Origin of the sequence: Rhizobium lentis, assembly GCF_014200175.1 — a bacterium.
Taxonomy (GTDB): domain Bacteria; phylum Pseudomonadota; class Alphaproteobacteria; order Rhizobiales; family Rhizobiaceae; genus Rhizobium; species Rhizobium mulingense.
The window spans coordinates 130,677-150,040 of record NZ_JACHBD010000012.1 but is presented as its reverse complement, the minus strand read 5'-3'; the positions used below and the strand labels follow the sequence as shown (position 1 = coordinate 150,040).

General features: G+C 61.7%; 19 protein-coding genes. 6 read left to right on the top strand and 13 right to left on the bottom strand.

All coding sequences use genetic code 11. From position 1 onward, the window contains the following. Positions 1 to 54: 54 nt before the first annotated feature. Both GGI60_RS25625 and GGI60_RS25620 read left to right on the top strand, forming a co-directional pair. Entirely contained in the window at positions 55 to 777 is a 723-nt protein-coding gene (locus GGI60_RS25625) for a YoaK family protein (protein WP_183919134.1), read from the top strand. A gap of 68 nt (positions 778 to 845) precedes the next feature. Then, positions 846 to 1,634, top strand: a complete 789-nt coding sequence (locus tag GGI60_RS25620; RefSeq protein WP_183919135.1) for a YdcF family protein — start codon at positions 846 to 848, stop codon at positions 1,632 to 1,634. 1 nt (position 1,635) lies between these two features. Here the strand turns inward: GGI60_RS25620 and GGI60_RS25615 are convergent, their stop codons facing one another. Continuing rightward, positions 1,636 to 2,109, bottom strand: coding sequence for a hypothetical protein (locus GGI60_RS25615; RefSeq protein ID WP_183919136.1), 474 nt, complete (start codon positions 2,107 to 2,109; stop codon positions 1,636 to 1,638). 114 nt (positions 2,110 to 2,223) lie between these two features. On the opposite strand from GGI60_RS25615, the gene GGI60_RS25610 reads away from it, so the two are divergent. Further along, complete coding sequence (locus GGI60_RS25610; protein WP_183919137.1) at positions 2,224 to 2,859, top strand: trimeric intracellular cation channel family protein; 636 nt, start codon at positions 2,224 to 2,226, stop codon at positions 2,857 to 2,859. Positions 2,860 to 2,980: 121 nt separating this feature from the next. On the opposite strand, the gene irrA is transcribed toward GGI60_RS25610, so the two are convergent. Beyond that, positions 2,981 to 3,400, bottom strand: a complete 420-nt coding sequence (gene irrA / locus GGI60_RS25605; RefSeq protein ID WP_038692124.1) for an iron response transcriptional regulator IrrA — start codon at positions 3,398 to 3,400, stop codon at positions 2,981 to 2,983. A gap of 300 nt (positions 3,401 to 3,700) precedes the next feature. Here irrA and fabA point away from each other — a divergent pair, with 300 nt between their 5' ends. From fabA to fabI, 3 genes are read left to right on the top strand one after another with little or no spacing between them, the layout of a single operon-like run. Next, positions 3,701 to 4,216: a 3-hydroxyacyl-[acyl-carrier-protein] dehydratase FabA gene (gene fabA / locus GGI60_RS25600; RefSeq protein WP_183919138.1), complete on the top strand. Its 516-nt coding sequence runs from the start codon at positions 3,701 to 3,703 to the stop codon at positions 4,214 to 4,216. 45 nt (positions 4,217 to 4,261) lie between these two features. Further along, positions 4,262 to 5,494, top strand: a complete 1,233-nt coding sequence (gene fabB, locus GGI60_RS25595) for a beta-ketoacyl-ACP synthase I (RefSeq protein WP_183919139.1) — start codon at positions 4,262 to 4,264, stop codon at positions 5,492 to 5,494. 4 nt (positions 5,495 to 5,498) lie between these two features. Continuing rightward, positions 5,499 to 6,305 (top strand): enoyl-ACP reductase FabI, encoded by an 807-nt coding sequence (fabI, locus tag GGI60_RS25590; RefSeq protein ID WP_183919140.1) that lies wholly within the window; start codon positions 5,499 to 5,501, stop codon positions 6,303 to 6,305. Positions 6,306 to 6,400: 95 nt separating this feature from the next. Here the strand turns inward: fabI and GGI60_RS25585 are convergent, their stop codons facing one another. The 11 genes from GGI60_RS25585 to rimP all read right to left on the bottom strand — a co-directional run bounded on the left by GGI60_RS25585 (position 6,401) and on the right by rimP (position 19,352). After that, positions 6,401 to 7,417: a class I SAM-dependent methyltransferase gene (locus GGI60_RS25585; RefSeq protein WP_183919141.1), complete on the bottom strand. Its 1,017-nt coding sequence runs from the start codon at positions 7,415 to 7,417 to the stop codon at positions 6,401 to 6,403. Positions 7,418 to 7,546: 129 nt separating this feature from the next. Further along, entirely contained in the window at positions 7,547 to 9,685 is a 2,139-nt protein-coding gene (gene pnp, locus GGI60_RS25580) for a polyribonucleotide nucleotidyltransferase (RefSeq protein ID WP_064681602.1), read from the bottom strand. Between the two features lie 348 nt (positions 9,686 to 10,033). Continuing rightward, a complete protein-coding gene (gene rpsO, locus GGI60_RS25575; protein WP_009997779.1) occupies positions 10,034 to 10,303 on the bottom strand; it encodes a 30S ribosomal protein S15 in 270 nt (89 codons plus the stop codon). A 150-nt stretch (positions 10,304 to 10,453) separates the two neighbouring features. Further along, entirely contained in the window at positions 10,454 to 11,305 is an 852-nt protein-coding gene (locus tag GGI60_RS25570) for an alpha/beta fold hydrolase (protein WP_183919142.1), read from the bottom strand. Between the two features lie 132 nt (positions 11,306 to 11,437). Then, complete coding sequence (gene truB, locus GGI60_RS25565; RefSeq protein ID WP_183919143.1) at positions 11,438 to 12,370, bottom strand: tRNA pseudouridine(55) synthase TruB; 933 nt, start codon at positions 12,368 to 12,370, stop codon at positions 11,438 to 11,440. 12 nt (positions 12,371 to 12,382) lie between these two features. Next, the gene (rbfA, locus tag GGI60_RS25560; RefSeq protein WP_183919144.1) at positions 12,383 to 12,787 is read right to left on the bottom strand and encodes a 30S ribosome-binding factor RbfA; all 405 of its coding nucleotides are present in this window, start codon (positions 12,785 to 12,787) and stop codon (positions 12,383 to 12,385) included. Between the two features lie 113 nt (positions 12,788 to 12,900). Then, positions 12,901 to 13,449 (bottom strand): YcxB family protein, encoded by a 549-nt coding sequence (locus GGI60_RS25555; protein ID WP_183919145.1) that lies wholly within the window; start codon positions 13,447 to 13,449, stop codon positions 12,901 to 12,903. A gap of 90 nt (positions 13,450 to 13,539) precedes the next feature. Beyond that, positions 13,540 to 16,293, bottom strand: coding sequence for a translation initiation factor IF-2 (gene infB / locus GGI60_RS25550; protein ID WP_183919146.1), 2,754 nt, complete (start codon positions 16,291 to 16,293; stop codon positions 13,540 to 13,542). 102 nt (positions 16,294 to 16,395) lie between these two features. Then, positions 16,396 to 17,088 carry an RNA-binding protein gene (locus GGI60_RS25545; RefSeq protein WP_183919147.1) on the bottom strand — a complete coding sequence of 231 codons (693 nt, stop codon included), beginning with the start codon at positions 17,086 to 17,088 and terminating at the stop codon, positions 16,396 to 16,398. Continuing rightward, positions 17,085 to 18,686: a transcription termination factor NusA gene (gene nusA / locus GGI60_RS25540; protein WP_183919148.1), complete on the bottom strand. Its 1,602-nt coding sequence runs from the start codon at positions 18,684 to 18,686 to the stop codon at positions 17,085 to 17,087. Before nusA ends, GGI60_RS25545 begins: the two co-directional genes overlap by 4 nt. 60 nt (positions 18,687 to 18,746) lie before the next feature. Beyond that, complete coding sequence (gene rimP / locus GGI60_RS25535; protein WP_183919149.1) at positions 18,747 to 19,352, bottom strand: ribosome maturation factor RimP; 606 nt, start codon at positions 19,350 to 19,352, stop codon at positions 18,747 to 18,749. Between the last annotated feature and the right edge of the window lie 12 nt (positions 19,353 to 19,364).

The following is a 19,364-nucleotide window of genomic DNA, read 5'->3' as shown; positions in this document are numbered from 1 at the left end:
GAGGATTTATCCTGCTGCCGGAACTCAGTGATTCCACTTCAGGACCCTTGAGCAATGACCAGAGCAAGACGCCGCCGTATCATCCGCACCCGACGCACCCTGACCGGACTTGCGCTCGTCGGCTCGATTTCGTTTCTGGCCGGCATGACCGATGCGACCGGCCTGCTGCTGACCGGCGATTTCGTTTCCTTCATGACCGGCAACACGACACGGGCGGCCCTCGCCCTAAGTGACGGCAACCTTTTTCACGCGGCGGTGCTGATCTCGGCCATTCTCGTCTTCGTGCTCGGCAACGCGGCCGGCATCGTCATCGCCCATGTCTCCGAGCGCCGGATTTTCGTGGTGCTCGGCTGCGTCGGCCTCGTTCTGGCGCTTGCATCGATAATAAGCACGCAAAGCATGTTGCTTCCGAGATTCTACCTGATCGTCTTTTCCATGGGCATGGTGAATGCCGCCGTCGAACACATCGAAGGCCTGCCGATCGGGCTGACTTATGTCACCGGCGCCTTGTCGCGTTTCGGTCGCGGAATCGGCCGCTGGATCATCGGCGATCACCGTGTCGAATGGACCATCCAGATCGTGCCCTGGGGCGGCATGGTGGCTGGCGCGATCGCCGGTGCCGTCCTGACGCGGCTGACCGGCGCGCATGCCTTGTGGCTGGTCTCGATCTTTGCCATGGCGCTGGCGCTTGCCGCCATGTACATTCCCCGGCCGCTTCAGCGGCGCTTCAACCAGAAGCTCGCGCCGCACCACTCGGGCGTTGCCCGCGGCAAATAGAAGCGTCGCATTCCTGATACCGTCGAATCGGATAGGAAGGATCGCCGTCCGCCCTCGAGGAGTAGATCTTGTTTCTGATTTCGAAGCTTGTCTGGATTTTGGGTCAGCCGCTGTCGCTGGCATTCCTTCTTGTCTTCTTCGCCCTCCTCGCCGGGCTTCTGCGCTGGCGTGCCTTGAGTCTTTTTGCGACAGCCGGTGGCGCCCTCATCCTCTGCGTCACGCTCTACACCACGACCGGCAACCTCATGATGCAGGGTCTCGAGCAGCGTTTCGCCAAGCCTGCCGCCGATCCGGAGAACCTGCAATGCATGATCGTGCTCGGCGGTGCCTTCGAAAACGAGGTGAACACGGCGCGCCACGGCATCGAATTCAACGGCGGCGCCGACCGCTTCGTCGAAGCCCTGCGGCTGGCGCAGAAATTTCCGCAGTCGCGCATTCTGGTTTCGGGCGGCGACGGCTCCATCTCCGGCATCTATGAAGGCGATGCGGCGGCATCCGAGCGTTTCTTCCCGCTCTTCGGCATCGGCAGGGAGCGGCTGATCGAGGAGCGGCAATCGCGCACCACCTTCGAAAACGCAGTCAATACCAAGGCATTCCTGGCAAGCCAGGGCCTTTCCCATTGCCTGCTGATCACCTCGGGTTTTCATATGCCGCGTTCCGTCGGCATCTTCCGCAAGCTCGGCATCGATATTGTGCCCTGGCCGACCGATTATCGCACCGACGGGCAGGTGAGGCCGGGCCTGGATTTCACCCAGCCGAACCTTAATGCCCAGAATATGGCGACGGCGATCCGCGAATGGTACGGACTAGTCGGCTATTATCTCGCCGGCCGGACATCGGAGCTCTATCCCCGCTGAGTCACTTCTTCGAGATGGTGACGAATTTCGTGCCGCGCACGCGCGCCGTCACGATGCAGGGGTCACCTTCGGTGCGGTCGCAGAACCGCGGATGCATCTTCATTGCCAGCACCATGTTGCCGAAGCGCTGGACGAAATCGTAGCCGTAGATCTGCGCCGTCGCGATCATGAAATAACCGCCTTCGGCGACCTGCAGATAGAAATTATAGGTGCAGCCGTCGTCATTGCATTGCGGCCCCTTCTGCCCGTCGCAGGTGAGCAGGCCTTCGTTGACCACCGCGTCGATCAGCCCGTCATTGTTGATGTCCTGCCGGGTGACGAAGCCGTCGGCGAATTCGACCGCCTTGCACTGCTCCTGGAAATGCTTCTTCTCGTAGATCTCCGGGTCGGAGATCAGCGATTGCTGGCCGAGGGCCGCAGCCGGCATGGCGAGCAGCAGGACGATATTCAGAACGGCGAGCACCAGCGGTTTCACGGGCTTTCCTCTTTTGGATAAAGCTCTATCAGCTCGCTTTATGGCCGTCCCGCCTTGCGCCGCCCTTGCCGCCGTGGTTCTTTCCGGAAACTGTTCGCCGGCTCCGGGGTCCGTATGTCCTTGCTCGTCTATCTCGATTATGCCGGCATTGCCCTGTTTGCGGCGACAGGCGCGCTCGCTGCCTCGCGCAAGCAGCTCGATCTGATCGGCTTTCTGTTTTTCGCCATGGTGACGGGAACCGGCGGCGGCACCGTGCGCGATATCGTCCTCGGCCGCGTGCCGGTTTTCTGGGTGCTGAACCCCGGCTATATTCTCGTCTGCTGCATCATGGGCGTCATCGTTTTCTTCACCGCTCACCTGCTGGAATCGCGCTATCGCCTGCTGATCTGGCTGGATGCGATCGGTCTGGCCGCCTATTGCGTGCTCGGCGCCGCCAAGGGACTTGCCGCCACCGGCTCGCCGACCATCGCCATCGTCACCGGCACGTTGACGGCAACCTTCGGCGGCATCCTGCGCGATCTGCTGGCAAACGAGCCTTCGGTGCTGCTCAGGCCGGAAATCTATGTGACGGCAGCCCTTGTCGGCGCCGGCGTGTTCACGCTTACCAATGCGCTTGGGATGCCGCTTTATCTTGCCTCAGGCTGCGGCGTCGCAGCCGCCTTTGCCGTTCGCGGCGGAGCGCTGTGGTTCGGCTGGACCTTCCCGATTTACAAGCACAAGCCCGGCCGGCATCCCGACGATGTCATGTAGAGACCGAGCATGATGCCGAAAAGTATAAGCGGTTTTCGGACGACATCATGCTCTAGCTATTAAACTTGAACAGGATGATTTTAGGTCGACCGACCTAAAATCATCCTGTTCTAAGGCGCCGTCAGCCCCGCTTGGCCCGCAGGCGGATCACCACGTCGACATGGGCGATCTCCATGCCCTCTGGCGGCTCAGGCAGATTGGCTATCGTCAGGTTGCTGACAGGAATGTCGAGCACCTCGTTTTCGCCTTCGACGAAGAAATGATGGTGGTCGGACACATTGGTGTCGAAATAGGTTTTGGCGCTCTCGACGGCGAGAACGCGGATGAGACCGGCCTCGGTGAACTGGTGCAGCGTGTTGTACACGGTTGCCAGCGAAACCGGTACGCCGGCGGCAACCGCCTCCTCATGCAGTTCCTCGACGGTCAGATGCCGGTCGCCCTTGGCAAACAGGAGGTCGCCGAGCGCGACGCGCTGGCGGGTGGGGCGCAGGCCAGCGCCGCGCAGCCTTACCTCTATTGCGATCGGGAGTGCACCCGTCATCAATACCAACTCCGGTTATTCCTGCATAAAGCAATCATGTTTCTTAAAGCGGTATAACTTTTGCATTGGAGCCTTTCAATAGTTCAATGGGGACAAGAGCCTGATAAAGGCGGCAAAAACGGGCTTTTGACGCAAATAGGTCTGGTCGCGGCCCTGGCCTTCCTGTATGCGACCACCAAATAATGGCGTAGGCCTGGTCCGGGGCGATGAATGAAGCTGCCTTGCTTGTGCTTCATTTTCTGAAGAACTTGGACTACACGTTCACATCCATCGGCTTCACGCGGGGGGAAAAGAAAATTTATGACAACCAGACAGTCCAGCTTCTCGTATGAAGAACTCATCGCTTGCGCTCATGGCAAGCTGTTCGGCCCCGGCAATGCGCAGCTGCCGCTGCCCCCGATGTTGATGGTTCACCGCATCACGGACATTTCCGAAACCGGCGGTGCCTTCGATAAGGGCTATCTCAGGGCCGAATACGACGTACGCCCCGACGACTGGTATTTTCCCTGCCATTTCGAAGGCAATCCTATCATGCCTGGCTGCCTCGGCCTCGACGGCATGTGGCAGCTGACCGGCTTCTTCCTCGGCTGGCTCGGCGAGGAAGGCCGCGGCATGGCCCTTTCGACAGGCGAAGTGAAATTCAAGGGCATGGTGCGGCCGCATACGAAACTGATCGAATACGGCATCGATTTCAAGCGCGTCATGCGCGGCCGCCTTGTGCTCGGCACTGCCGACGGCTGGCTGAAGGCAGACGGCGAGACCATATACCAGGCAGCCGATCTTCGCGTCGGTCTATCGAAAGATAAGACCGCCTGAAACCGCTTCTCGAGCGGCTGACGAAAACAACAAAGGTTTGATCAGATGAGACGGGTAGTTGTCACGGGTCTGGGTATCGTTTCCTCGATCGGAAGCGACGCGGCCGAAGTCACCGAATCCTTGCGCCAGGCAAAGTCGGGCATTTCCTTTTCCAACGATTTCGCCGAACACGGCTTCAAGTGCCAGGTCTGGGGCAGCCCGAAGCTCGGCCCGGCGGAACTTGCCGAGCTGGTCGATCGCCGCGCCATGCGCTTCCTGTCGCAGGGCGGCGCCTGGAACCATGTCGCCATGAAGCAGGCGATCGCCGATTCCGGTCTTGAAGAGACGGACTACGCGCAGAACGAACGCGCCGGCATCATCATGGGATCCGGCGGCCCGTCCACCCGCACGCTGATCGAAGCGGCCGACATCACCGTCAAGAACAACAGCCCGAAGCGCATCGGCCCCTTCGCCGTGCCGAAGGCGATGTCTTCGACCGCCTCCGCCACGCTTGCCACCTGGTTCAAGATTCACGGCGTCAATTACTCGATCTCGTCGGCCTGCTCGACCTCGGCGCACTGCATCGGCAATGCCGCCGAGATGATCCAGTGGGGCAAACAGGACGTGATGTTTGCCGGCGGCCATGAGGATCTCGATTGGACGATGTCCAATCTGTTCGACGCCATGGGCGCGATGTCCTCCAAATATAACGACACGCCCGACACTGCCTCGCGCGCCTATGACGTCAATCGCGACGGCTTCGTCATCGCCGGCGGCGCCGGCGTGCTGGTGCTCGAGGAACTTGAGCGCGCCAAGGCCCGCGGCGCCAAGATCTACGCCGAAATCGTCGGATACGGCGCCACCTCTGATGGTTACGACATGGTCGCGCCTTCGGGCGAGGGCGCAATCCGCTGCATGCGCCAAGCTCTTTCCACCGTCAAAGGTGACGTCGACTATATCAACACCCACGGCACCTCGACGCCGGTCGGTGACAGCAAGGAAATCGGGGCCATCCGCGAGGTCTTCGGCGCCAAGGTCCCGCATATCCAATCGACCAAGTCGCTGACGGGCCATTCGCTGGGTGCGGCCGGCGTGCAGGAATCGATCTATTCCCTGCTGATGATGCAGCAGGGCTTCATCGGCGAGAGCGCCCATATCAGCGAGCTCGATCCCGAATTCGAAGGCGTGCCGATCGTGCGCAAGCGCATCGACAATGCGAAAATCGATATCGCCCTCTCCAACTCCTTCGGCTTCGGCGGGACGAACGCCACGCTCGTCTTCCAGCGCCATAACGGATAATAATATGACTGGAATCATGCAGGGTAAGCGCGGCCTCGTCATGGGCGTCGCCAACAACCACTCGATCGCCTGGGGAATTTCGAAGGCTCTGGCCGCTGAGGGCGCGGACCTCGCCTTCACCTATCAGGGCGATGCGCTCGGCAAGCGTGTCAAGCCGCTTGCCGCCGAGGTCGGCTCGGATTTCGTGCTGCCCTGCGACGTCGAGGACATCGCCTCGGTCGATAGCCTGGTCGATGCGATCGAACAGCGCTGGGGTAAGCTCGATTTCATCGTTCATGCCATCGGCTTTTCCGACAAGAACGAGCTGAAGGGTCTCTACGCCGATACGACGCGCGAGAATTTCAGCCGCACCATGGTCATTTCCTGCTTCTCCTTCACCGAGATCGCCAAGCGCTGCGCGCCGTTGATGGAAGACGGCGGCGCGATGCTGACCTTGACCTATAATGGCTCGACACGCGTCATCCCGAACTACAACGTCATGGGCGTCGCCAAGGCTGCGCTCGAGGCTTCGGTGCGCTATCTCGCCGCCGACTACGGCCCGCGCGGCATCCGCGTCAACGCCATCTCCGCCGGGCCGATCCGCACGCTCGCCGGCGCCGGTATCTCCGATGCGCGCGCGATCCTCTCGTGGAACCAGCGCAATGCGCCGCTGCGCAAGACCGTGACCATCGATCAGGTCGGCAGCTCGGCGCTCTACCTGCTCTCGGACCTTTCCGCCGGCGTCACCGGCGAAATTCACTTCGTCGACGCCGGCTTCAACATCACCTCGATGCCGACGCTGGATACGCTGCGCAGGGCAGACGTCGAGTAAACGGCACCCCGACAGGAAGCTCAAAGGCCGTGCGCAGATGATGCGCACGGCCTTTTTTCTTGCGATCGATGAAAGAACGGTTCGAGGCCTGAGCCTTACTTCTTCGCCCACAACACCTTGAAGCGGGCATTGCGGCAGGTTTCACCGCTTTCCCTGAATTCCGCGGCAAGAACCGGCTCGTAGGGTAGGCCGCGATTGGCGACGAGCATCAGTCGGCCGCCGCCGCGAAGCGCGGATGCGGCAGTCTTGATCATCGCCTGGCCGAGGGAGGGCTCGGCGGCGTGGCCTTCATGGAACGGCGGGTTCATGATGACGAGATCGTACTTATCCTTGACCGGCTCGCCCGCCAGATCGTGCCAGAAGAAGCGCGCAGGCGCGTTCGGGCAGTTCTCCGCCACATTGCCCCGCGCAGCCTCCAGGGCCGCGTGATTGGCCTCATAGAGGTCAAGGCGCGCCAGTCCACGCGATCTCCGCGCCATCTCGACAGAGAGATAACCCCATCCGGCGCCGAAATCGGCAACGTCGCCGGTAAAATCCTGCGGCAGTCGCGAGGCGAGCAGCTCCGATCCGGCATCGACGCGGTCATGCGAGAACATGCCGGCTGTCGCATGAAAGCGGTCGTCGACGCGCACCGGCGCTTTCGCCAGTTTGGTGACAATCTCGCCGGCATCGGCCGGGCGGCCGAACCAGAAGGCGACGCCGTGATATTTCGGCATATGATCGATGGCGAGGCCGAACCCTTCCAGGCGCTTGCGCAGCGGCTGGATGCCGTCTTCCTTGGCCCCGGCAACGACGATCAGGCCGCCTGGCCGCGTGCGGGTGATCGCGGCGGCCAGATTGGCCTCGTTCTCGCCCTTGTGCTTGGTGCACAGCACGAGTGCGGCGTCATAATCCTCGCCGTCGATCTCCGGCTTCACGTCGATCCGCTGCGCCAGAAGCTGCCGGTAGATCGGCCGGAAGCCCTGGACGGCGCTGAGCGAGGCGGCAAAGCCTTCAGGCAGCTGAAAGCCTGCCTCGGCGCCGAGAAAGAGCACGCGCTCGCCCTCGCCGGGCGCTTCGATTGTGCCGCTGGCAAAGGGATGGAACAGGGTCTTCAGCGTCTCGCGGCTCATGGGTCTCGTCTCGTTTAAGCGTGTCGCGCAAAAGTGTGCAGCGGTTTTGCGACCACGACATGCGCAATCCGGGATACAAAAAGGGCGCGGAAGATTCCCGCGCCCGGCATTCAATCTGGGAGACGCGGCTTACTCGGCCGCTTCTTCCTTCTTCTTCTCGTTCGCGATCTCCTGGCCGGTGGCCTGGTCGACGACCTTCATCGACAGGCGAACCTTGCCGCGTTCGTCGAAGCCGAGCAGCTTGACCCAGACCTTGTCGCCTTCCTTGACGACGTCCTGCGTCTTGGCAACGCGTTCGGAAGCGAGCTGCGAGATATGGACGAGGCCGTCGCGGGCGCCGAAGAAGTTGACGAAGGCGCCGAAGTCGGCGGTCTTGACAACGGTGCCTTCATAGATCTGGCCGATTTCAGGCTCGGCAACGATCGAGTGGATCCACTTGCGGGCCGCTTCAATTTCCTTGCCGGAAGAGGAGGCGATCTTGACGGTGCCGTCGTCCTCGATGTTGATCTTCGCACCGGTTTTTTCGACGATTTCGCGGATGACCTTGCCGCCGGAGCCGATGACTTCGCGGATCTTGTCGACCGGAATGTTCATGACTTCGATGCGCGGAGCGAATTCGCCGAGCTGGCCGCGGCTTTCGGTGATCGCTTTGGACATTTCACCGAGAATGTGGGTGCGACCGCCCTGGGCCTGGCTGAGCGCGACCTTCATGATCTCTTCGGTGATGCCGGCGATCTTGATGTCCATCTGCAGCGAGGTGATGCCGTCGGCTGTACCTGCAACCTTGAAGTCCATATCGCCGAGGTGGTCTTCGTCACCGAGGATATCGGAGAGAACAGCGAAGCGATCGCCTTCGAGGATCAGGCCCATGGCGATACCGGCAACCGGCTTGGCAAGCGGAACGCCGGCATCCATCAGGGCGAGCGAGGTGCCGCAGACGGTCGCCATCGAGGACGAGCCGTTCGACTCGGTGATCTCGGAGACGACGCGCAGCGTGTAGGGGAACTGCTCGGCCGACGGCAGCATCGGACGGATCGCGCGCCATGCGAGCTTGCCGTGGCCGATTTCGCGGCGGCCCGGGGAGCCCATGCGGCCGGTCTCGCCGACGGAGTAGGGCGGGAAGTTGTAATGGAGCAGGAAGCGCTCCTTGTACATGCCTGTCAGGCTGTCGACATATTGTTCGTCTTCGCCGGTGCCGAGCGTGGCAACGACGATCGCCTGGGTTTCGCCGCGGGTGAACAGCGCCGAACCATGGGTGCGCGGCAGAAGCCCGACTTCCGAAACGATCGGACGGACGGTTTCGAGATCGCGGCCGTCGATACGGCTCTTGGTGTCGAGGATGTTCCAGCGGACGATCTTGGCCTGCAGGTGCTTGAAGATCGCGCCGACTTCCTCGGCCGTGTACCTGGCTTCGCCTTCCTCGGGAAGGAAGTGCGCCTTCACCTTCGCCTTGACGGCGTCGACGGCGGCGTAGCGGTCGGCCTTCTGGGTGATCTTGTAGGCTTCACGCAGTTCGGCTTCGGCAAGGCCGAGCATTTCGCTTTCGAGCGCGGAATAGTCCTCCGGTTGGAAGTCGCGCGGCTCCTTGGCGGCAACTTCGGCGAGCTTGATGATCGCGTCGAGAACCGGTTGGAAACCCCTGTGGCCGAACATGACGGCGCCGAGCATGACGTCCTCGGGCAGTTCCTTGGCTTCGGATTCGACCATCAGCACGGCGTCATAGGTGCCGGCGACGACGAGGTCGAGGCTCGACTCGTCCATCTCGTCGAGATGCGGGTTGAGAACATATTCGCCGTTGATGTAGCCGACGCGCGCACCGCCGACCGGGCCCATGAAGGGAACGCCGGAGAGCGTCAGCGCTGCCGAAGTCGCGACCATCGACAGGATGTCGGGGTTGTTTTCAAGGTCGTGCTGGATGACGGTTACGACGACCTGCGTGTCGTTCTTGTAGCCTTCCGGGAAGAGCGGGCGGATCGGACGGTCGATCAGGCGGGAAACGAGGGTCTCGTTTTCGCTCGGGCGTCCCTCGCGCTTGAAATAGCCGCCGGGGATCTTGCCGGCTGCGTAGGTCTTTTCCTGGTAGTTGACGGTCAGCGGGAAGAAGTCCTGGCCGGGCTTCGGCGCCTTGGCCGAAACGACGGTGGCGAGAACGACGGTTTCGCCGTAGGTGGCGAGAACGGCACCATCGGCCTGACGGGCGATCTTGCCGGTTTCAAGCTTCAGCGGGCGGCCGGCCCACTCGATTTCCACGGTGTGTGTATCAAACATATCTTGTCCTTCAATGCGGGAGCACGCGCCATCGCCGATATCAGGGCGCAGCGCACAGTCGACCGCAATCAATGCGACGTATCACGGGCAAGACAACGGGAGGCTTTTCGTCTCAGCTTCCTCAGGAACCCATGTCCCCGGGAAATCGGGCCAAAGCTTCGAGAAGCTCTGGCCGAAAGCATCCGGCAATCCTGCCCCATGACAGGTCAGCGGTTGGTTTGGCAGAACCGGCCCATCCGGGTCCGCCGGTCGTTCCTCCGCTTGAGATAGGGCGCGGCGGGAACATTTCATCGGAACACCGTCCCGAAACAGATCCGGCGGACGCTCGTAAGCGCCCGCCGGACAATCTTAGCGGCGGATACCCAGGCTGTTGATCAGCTTGGAATAGCGGCCTTCATCCTTCTTCTTGAGATAATCAAGAAGCGAGCGGCGGCTCGAAACCATCGTCAGCAGGCCACGGCGGGAATGGTTATCCTTCTTGTGGTCCTTGAAGTGTTCGGTCAGGTTGTTGATGCGCTCGGTCAGGATCGCGACCTGAACTTCCGGCGAACCGGTATCGCCTTCGGCGGTTGCGTATTCCTTGATCAGCGCAGCCTTGCGCTCAGCAGTGATCGACATCGGATGGTCCTTTCTATGAGAGGAGAAAAAGTCGCCAAAAGCCGGGATGCCGTCCAGCTTTGGCCGCGAATGCAATCGAGCGGACCCGATGCTGGCGCTGCCTATAAACCAAATAAGCAGCGATGGAAAGAGGGAGCCCCGCAGCAGCTTTCAGCGGCCCGTCATGGCGTCCCGAATCATCGCATTATAGCCTGCAGGATCCTGCAGCATGGCGAAATGGCTGGCGTCTTTCAGGATGACGAGCTTTGCGCCGGGAATTTCTTTCGCCATCATCTCGGTATGGTCGAGCTTTACGGCCTCATCATGATCACCGATGGCAAGCGTGACCGGCAGCATGATTTTGCCAAGCTCCGTCGCCGTCCAGTTCGGTTGCGTCTTCCACATCCGCGAAATCTGGTCAACGAAGGCCTTGTATTCGTTCGGTGTCGGCGACAGCTTCCGGTATTGTTCGCCGGCGACGGTGATGTAGTCGTTGAAGGTCTTGTTGCTCAAGACGTCGGGCTTGACGCCGTCCGTGGTGACATTGGCCGCCTGGGCAATGACCCGCGTCAGCTTTTCCGGATATCTCATCGCCATGTCGATGCCGATGATGCCGCCGTCCGACCACCCGACGAGCGTCACCTTGTCGATCTTCAGATAATCGAGAAGGGCGACATAGTCCGATGTCATCAGATCGTAGCCGAAAGGCTGCTGGCTGCGCGTTGAGCGGCCGTGACCGCGGCTGTCGGCGACGATGACCAGATGATCTCTGGCGAATTCGGCGATCTGGTGACCCCAGACGCCGGTATTGCCAAGGCCGCCGTGGATGAAGAGGATCGGATCGCCTTCACCATATTCGGCATAATACATCTGGATGTCGTTCACATCGGCCATGCCGCTTGTCTTCGGCGCCGGCATGGCAGGAAAGGCCGGAAGCTCGGCCCAGCGCTCGGCGGATTGAGCGCCGGCGGCGGTCAGGAACAGCGAAAAGAACGTCAGCATTCCAACTGCGATTGCGCGCATAATTTTCCCCTCGGGCCGCCATGGCCCCTCGGGCCGACATGGCCCCTCGGGCCGACATGGCCCCTCGGGCCGACATGGCCCGAAAGGAAGATATCGCATCGCCACCGCAAGACAATCGCCAGCTGTAGCGACTTAGGCGAAAACCCGCTTTGGGCGAAACTCACCCTGGCCGATCTCGCCGATCGCGATCAGCCTGCCGCGAGCCGTCGCATAGGCTTCGCTTTCGGCAATCGGCGCATCGCGGCCGCGCACCAGGATCGGATTGCCCATCTTCAGTCGGTGCGCCTGGTCGTCGTTGATGACGAGATGAGGCAGGGCGGAAAGCGCCTCGCACGTGTCGATCAGCAATGCATCGAGGGCGGCGAGCCGCTCGTCCATGTCTTCGATCGCCTCGAGCGCCACGAGGCTGGCAAGCGGCACCATGGCATCTTCCTGGAAAGGCGCGACGAAGGTGCGTCGCAGCCCTGATATATGGCCGTAGCAGCCGAGCTCGCGGCCGAAATCGCGGGCAAGCGCCCTGACATACGTGCCCTTGCCGCATTCCACTTCGAAATGCGCGGTATTCTCATCTGGGCAGGCAAGCAGCGTCAGCCGGAAGATCTCGACTTCGCGCGAGGGAATCTCGACGGCTTCGCCGTCGCGCGCCAAATCATAGGCGCGTTCACCCGCAATCTTGATGGCGGAAAACTGCGGCGGCACCTGGCTGATCGTGCCGATATAGCGGGGCAGGATCTCGCGGATCTCCTGCTCGGTCGGGCGCCTTTCCGAGCTCTGCGTCACATCGCCTTCGAGATCGTCGGTGGCCCGCTCCTCGCCCCAGCTGACGGTGAACTCATAGATTTTCCGGCCGTCCATCACATAGGGAACGGTTTTGGTCGCATCGCCGAGCGCGATCGGCAGCATGCCGGAGGCGAGCGGATCGAGCGTGCCGGCATGGCCGGCCTTCTGCGCCTTGTAGAGCCATTTAAGCTTGGAAACGGCTTCCGTCGAGCCGAAATCCACCGGCTTGTCGAGGATCAGCCAGCCGGAAATCGGCCGGCCCTTGGGTTTGCGTGGTTTGGACATGCGTCTCTTCTGCTATTTTTCGTCGTTGTCGCCGTCGAGATCGCGGCTCACCTCGGGCGAACGCAAGAGCTCGTCGATCTTCTTGTAATTGTCGAAGCTGGTATCGTCGCGGAAGCGCACTTCCGGCATGTATTTCATCTGCCGAAGCTGCGGCCCGAGCCGGCCGCGGATGAACTTCGCATGGCGGTTCAGCGCCTCGATGACGACGCTGTGGTCGGAAACGCCGAGCGGCGTCACGTAAGCCGTGGCGATCTTCAGGTCCGGCGACATGCGCACTTCCGAAATCGAGATCACGGTCGCCTCGATGACGTCGTCACGCACTTCGCCGCGCTGCAGCACCTGGGTGATCGCGGCGCGGACCTGTTCGCCAACGCGCAGCATGCGCTGCGAAGGCGCGGAGGATGTTGGTCTGGTCATTGTTATCTCTGTTTGCCGATGCGGCTGGGAATCGAACCCGTCAAAGGAGAGCGTCCATGACTCTTTTGGCTGCAAAGGTCAAGGCGGCAGGTGTCAAAAGTGAAGCAACCATCCTACTGACTACGGGCGGCGGCAAGCGCATTGCGACACAGTTCTGCGAAAGAACCGGCATCGGCTTCGTTCAAAAATGCAGATCGTGGAACAGCGACAAAGTAGCCGACTGCGTGAGTTATAAAAAAATAGCTTTTTGTCTCGATGAACTCCGAGACGGCGGTCCAATGCCACTCGCTTCTCGCGTTTGGCAGTTCGTTGATGATCGTATGTTTCCCTATGATTTGGACCCGCGGAAGTGTGACCTTGCTACCTGGCGGCAAGATAGAACGGTTATGGTATCGATAGAGAATTGGAAGCAGCAGATATAGCGACAGCATCGCTGCGCAGAACAGCAAGACGAAATAATGTCCGAACAGAGCCGTGTCGAAACTGGAGGGGCTGAGCTTGAAGACAACGCCGGCGATCAGCAGCGACGAAGCAAAAATCGCTGTGAAATAAAATAAGATAAGCCAAATGACAAAAATCCGCGTTACGAACGTCCAGATTTTCGGTCGGTTCAATCGGCGAACGACATCCAGCGCTTGAGAGGCCGCTGTCGTATCGCTCAAACTCGATTCGGTTTCGAGATGCCAAAAGCCATCCACCAATTTGGCGGATGGCTTTCTTAGGAGCTTGCTCTCGTGTTGAGACATTACCGATTAGAGCGTGCGCGTGATATGCTCGACGCGGAAGCACTCGATGACGTCGCCGGCGCGCATATCCTCGTAATTTTCGAAGGCCATGCCGCATTCCTGGCCCATCGGCACTTCGGAGACTTCGTCCTTGAAGCGCTTGAGAGTCTTGAGCTTGCCTTCGTGAACGACGACATCGTTGCGGATGAGGCGGACGCCCGCACCGCGTTCGACCTTGCCTTCGACGACACGGCAGCCCGCGACCTTGCCGACCTTGGTAATGTTGAACACCTCGAGGATTTCGGCATTGCCGATGAAGGTTTCGCGCCGTTCCGGCGACAGCAGGCCCGACATCGCTGCCTTCACGTCATCCACCAGATCGTAGATGATGTTGTAGTAGCGGATTTCGATGCCCTGGCGTTCGGCGAACTGGCGTGCCTGCGCATTGGCGCGAACGTTGAAGCCGATGATGGCGGCGTTCGAAGCTTCGGCGAGCGAAATATCCGACTCGGTGATGCCGCCTGCGCCCGAATGGACGATGCGGGCACGGACTTCGTCGGTGCCGAGCTTTTCCAGCGCGCCGGCAATCGCTTCGATCGAGCCCTGCACGTCGCCCTTGATGACGAGCGGGAACTCCTTGACGCCGGTGCTCTGGAGCTGAGTCATCATCTGTTCCAGCGAACCGCGCTGGCCCGACTGGCGGGCAGCCGCCTTGTCGCGGGCAAGACGCTGACGATATTCCGAGATCTCGCGGGCGCGGCTTTCGCTTTCGACCACGGCGAACTTGTCGCCTGCCTGCGGCGTGCCGGAAAGACCGAGCACCTCGACCGGGGTCGCGGGACCGGCTTCCTTCACATGGTCGCCCTTGTCGGTGACGAGGGCGCGCACGCGGCCCCAGACGTCGCCGGCGACGATGATCTGGCCCGGACGCAGTGTGCCCTTCTGGACGAGCACGGTGGCGACCGAACCGCGGCCGCGGTCGAGCTGGGCTTCGATGACAGTGCCTTCCGCCGTCCGGTTAGGATTGGCCTTCAGATCGAGAATTTCGGCCTGCAGCAGGATCGCCTCGAGCAGCTTGTCGAGATTCTTGCCTGTCTTGGCCGAGACTTCGACATCGAGCACTTCACCGCCCATGGATTCCACGAAGACTTCGTGCTGCAGCAGCTGGTTGCGAACCTTCTGCGGGTCGGCCTCGTGCTTGTCGACCTTGTTGATCGCCACGATGATCGGCACATTGGCCGCCTTGGCGTGGTTGATCGATTCGATCGTCTGCGGCATGACGCTGTCATCGGCCGCGACCACCAGGATCGCGATGTCGGTCGCCTGCGCGCCGCGGGCACGCATCGCCGTGAAGGCGGCGTGGCCGGGGGTGTCGATGAAGGTGATCTTCTGGCCGTTCTGTTCCACCTGATAGGCGCCGATATGCTGGGTGATGCCACCGGCTTCGCCGGCGACCACGTTGGCATGGCGGATGGCGTCGAGCAGCGAGGTCTTGCCGTGGTCGACGTGGCCCATGATGGTGACGACGGGCGGGCGCGAAACCAGTTCGCCTTCTTCGTCAGAGACGTTGAAGATGCCGAGCTCGACATCGGATTCCGACACGCGACGAACCGTGTGGCCGAATTCACTGGCGATGAGTTCGGCAAGGTCGGCGTCGATGACGTCGCCCGGCTTCATCATCTGGCCTTCCTTCATCAGGTACTTGATGACGTCGACCGCGCGTTCGGACATGCGCTGCGACAGTTCCTGAATGGTGATGGTCTCGGGCAGAACCACTTCGCGGGAGATCTTCTCGCGGGTTTCCTGCATCTGGCTGCGGCGGAATTTTTCCTGCCGGCGGCGCATCGCCGAAAGTGAGCGCCCGCGCGCATTGTCGTCGCCGTCGACGTCGGCCGTGGTGATCGTCAGCTTGCCGCGGCGGCGCTCCTCATCCGTTTTCGGACGCGTGGTGACCGGCTTTGCCGGTTCGGGGCGGACAACGCGGCCACGAGCCGGGCCGCCGCGTGCAGCACCCCGATCATCGTCGCCCTCGTCATCACGACGGCCACGGACTCCTGCCGGTGCGGCAGCACCCGGCGCGGGCCGGGCGGCAGCAGGTGCTCCGGCGCCATCCGGACGGCGCGCAGCCGGTGCCGGCGATGCCGGCCGCGGAGCGCTCGGGCGCGCTTCGGCCACAACCGGAGCCGGCGCCGCAACAGCGGCGGGTTCGGCGGCAGCGGGCGCTTCGGCTTGGCGGGCAGCCTCTTCGGCGGCCCTGCGGGCGGCCTCTTCGGCTTCGGCGACCTTGCGGATCGCCTCTTCGGCGGCACGGCGCTTTTCTTCCTCGGCGCGGCGGATCGCGTCCTGGGCGTCACGCGCCTGGGATTCGGCCAGCGCGCGGCGGCGGGCATCCATCTCCTCAGGCGACAGATGGTTCAGCACGACAGGGCGCGGACGGTCGTTCGAGCGCTGCGGTTGATAGGACTGCTGCGGACGCTGGTTGGTCTGGTTGTTGCCCGGCTGGTGAACCCGCGGTGCCGGCGTCGGCTGCTGCGGACGCGCCTGAACGGGCGCCGGCGCAGGTTCGGCGGCGCGGACCGGGGCTGCCGGGGCAGCGGGCGCGATTGGCTTTTCGTCTTCCGGGCGCATCGGGCGCCGCTTGCGGGTCTCGACCACGACCGCCTTGGTGCGACCCCGACCCATATCTTGGCGAACGGTGCCCTGGCTTATCCCCGATGGTTTCAGGGTAAGCGTCTTCTTGCCCGTTACGCTGAGTGTCTTGTCGTCGTTACTATCGGTCATTCGTTCCCGTTCCTTCGGACAGGGAGCGATGACTAGATCAGACCCTGTCGTTCAAATACTGTCGATCAATGAGAATGAGACCGGCCGATGCCGGTGACCGTCTCATTGTTTTTGCCGGCCAGCGCCGCCCGCTGCCCGGGACTGACCGCCAATACGGTACTGTTCGAGCATCTTTGCGCGCTTCACTACACCCTCACCCGCCTGCCCTGCAAGCACTGCGGCATGGATAAAAGCATTCTGGCCCATCAGGCCTTCCATTTCGCTCTCCGAGAAGAAGCGGTAGGAAGGTATCTCCTCCTCGGTCTCCATTCCGAGGTGCCAGGCCTTGCGGGCCTGGTCGATTTTCCTCACACCGTCGTCCGCCGCGTCAGTTGCGTGGAACACCGCAATGGCTGCTCCGCTTCTAACCGCGGCGTCCACTTTCGAGGAGCCGCTGATGAACTGGCCGGCTTTGCGGGCCATGTTCATCATCTGCATCAATTGCGCCGCGAGCAGCCGGTCGACATTCGCGCCGAGATCGTCTGCTGCCTTCACGTCGCTTTTCAGCGCGCGGGCGAAGAGCTTCTTCGCCACCGCTCTGTCGACCAGCGACCGGTCGGCTTTCACCCAGCAACCGCGTCCCGGAAGCTGGCGCTTCAGGTCGGCGACGACGGTTCCGTCGGGAGCCGCGACGAAGCGGATCAGCTCATCCGGCGATCCGCTTTCGCGCGTCACGATGCACATGCGTCCGTTCACGTCATAACCTGCAAGATCGTCGTCCTGAGGGAGAGCGTCCGGCTCATGCGCGGTCATCATGCTTCCTGTTCGGCTTCGGTGACCTCTTCTTCGGTCCCCTTCGCCAGGTCCTCTTCGGTAATCCAGCCGGCCGCAAGCCGAGCCTGGACGATCATCTGTTCGGCCTCGACGCGCGAGACGTCGAACTTCGAGAACAGGCCCTCGAACTTCTTCGTTTCGCCGTTCTTTCGCTCCGTCCAGCCGACGAGATCGTCAGCGGCGCAGCCAGCAAAATCCTCGATCGTCTTGATGCCGTCTTCGCCGAGCGCCACCATCATCTGGGCGGTCATGCCGTCGATCTGGCGCAACTCGTCCTCAACGCCGAGCGCCTTACGCTTCTCATCCATCTCGGCTTCGAGCTTCTCCAGATATTCACGGGCGCGGGTCTGGATTTCCTGCGCGGTATCTTCATCGAAACCATCGATCGAGGCGATTTCGTCGAGATCGACATAGGCAAGTTCCTCGACGGCGGCAAAACCTTCCGATGCCAGGACTTGGCCGACCATTTCGTCGACGTCGAGCGAATCCATGAACAGGTTGGTGCGCTCGTTGAATTCCTTCTGACGGCGCTCCGATTCCTCGGCCTCCGTCATGATGTCGATATCCCAGCCGGTCAGCTGCGACGCCAAGCGGACGTTCTGGCCGCGGCGGCCGATCGCAAGCGACAGCTGCTCGTCGGGAACCACCACTTCGATGCGCTCGGCATCCTCGTCGAGAACGACCTTGGCGACCTCGGCCGGCTGCAGGGCGTTGACGACGAAGGTTGCCGGATCCTGCGACCACGGGATGATATCGATCTTCTCACCCTGGAGCTCGCCGACGACGGCCTGGACGCGCGAGCCGCGCATACCGACGCAGGCGCCGACCGGATCGATCGAACTGTCGTTCGAGATCACGGCAATCTTGGCGCGCGAGCCCGGATCGCGGGCAACCGACTTCACCTGAATGATGCCGTCATAGATTTCAGGCACTTCCATGGTGAAGAGCTTCACCATGAACTGCGGATGCGTGCGCGACAGGAAGATCTGTGGGCCGCGCTGTTCGCGGCGGACGTCATAGACATAGGCACGGACGCGATCGCCATAGCGCACGTTTTCCCGCGGGATCATTTCGTCGCGGCGGATGATGCCTTCGCCACGGCCGAGATCGACGATGACGTTGCCGTATTCGACGCGCTTGACGGTGCCGTTGACGATCTCGCCGACGCGGTCCTTGAATTCATCGAACTGGCGGTCGCGCTCGGCTTCACGCACCTTCTGGACGATCACCTGCTTGGCGGACTGAGCGGCGATACGGCCGAAATCCATCGGCGGCAGCGGATCGGCAATGAAATCGCCGAGTGCGGCATCCGGGTTGCGGTCGCGGGCGAGCTCCAGCGGGATCTGCGTCGAATAATCCTCGGCCTTGTCGACGACTTCGAGCAGACGCTGCAGCCGGATTTCGCCGGTCTTCGGATTGATGTCGGCACGGATGTTGGATTCGGTGCCGTAACGCGAGCGTGCCGCCTTCTGAATGGCATCGGCCATTGCGGCAAGCACGATCTCGCGGTCGATGACCTTTTCGCGCGCCACTGCATCTGCGATCTGCAGAAGTTCGAGCCGGTTCGCACTGACTGCCATTGTCTTGTTTCTCCGTCTTTACTCCGGGGTTCCCGTCCCTGGGAGCGGTCTGTTAATCGGTTATTCCTGCTCGTCCGCTTCGTTCTGGTTGGCGGCCTGCGCTTTCGCCAGCTTGTCGGCGCGCAATGCATCGCGGATCAGGTCGTCGGTCAGGATGAGTTTCGCATCGCTGAGCGCGGTGAAAGGAATGGTGACGTTCAGCTCTTCTCCGTAGGCAACCTGGTCACGCTCGAGCGTGAAACCATCTGCGTCGGCTTCGACGATCTTGCCGCGGAAGCGCTTGCGGTTGCCGATCATGATCGACGTCTCGCATTTCACCAGGTGACCTTGCCAGCGAACGAAATCGGATTTCCGCACCATCGGACGGTCGATGCCGGGCGAAGACACTTCGAGATGATACTCTTTATCGATCGGATCTTCCACATCGAGGACGGGAGAAATCGCCATCGAGACTTCTTCGCAGTCCTGGACCGTCATCGTACCGTCGTTGCGCTCGGCCATCACCTGCATCGTCATGCCGTTCTGGTTCAGCATGCGCACGCGGATCAGCCGGAAGCCCATCCCGATGAGAACGGGTTCGATGATATCGGCAAGACGCTGGTCAAGCCCGGTTTCGGTAATCAGCCGCGGCTCAAGGTCGTTGTCTGCGTTCGTCATGTCCGCCAAGCGGTGCGCTCC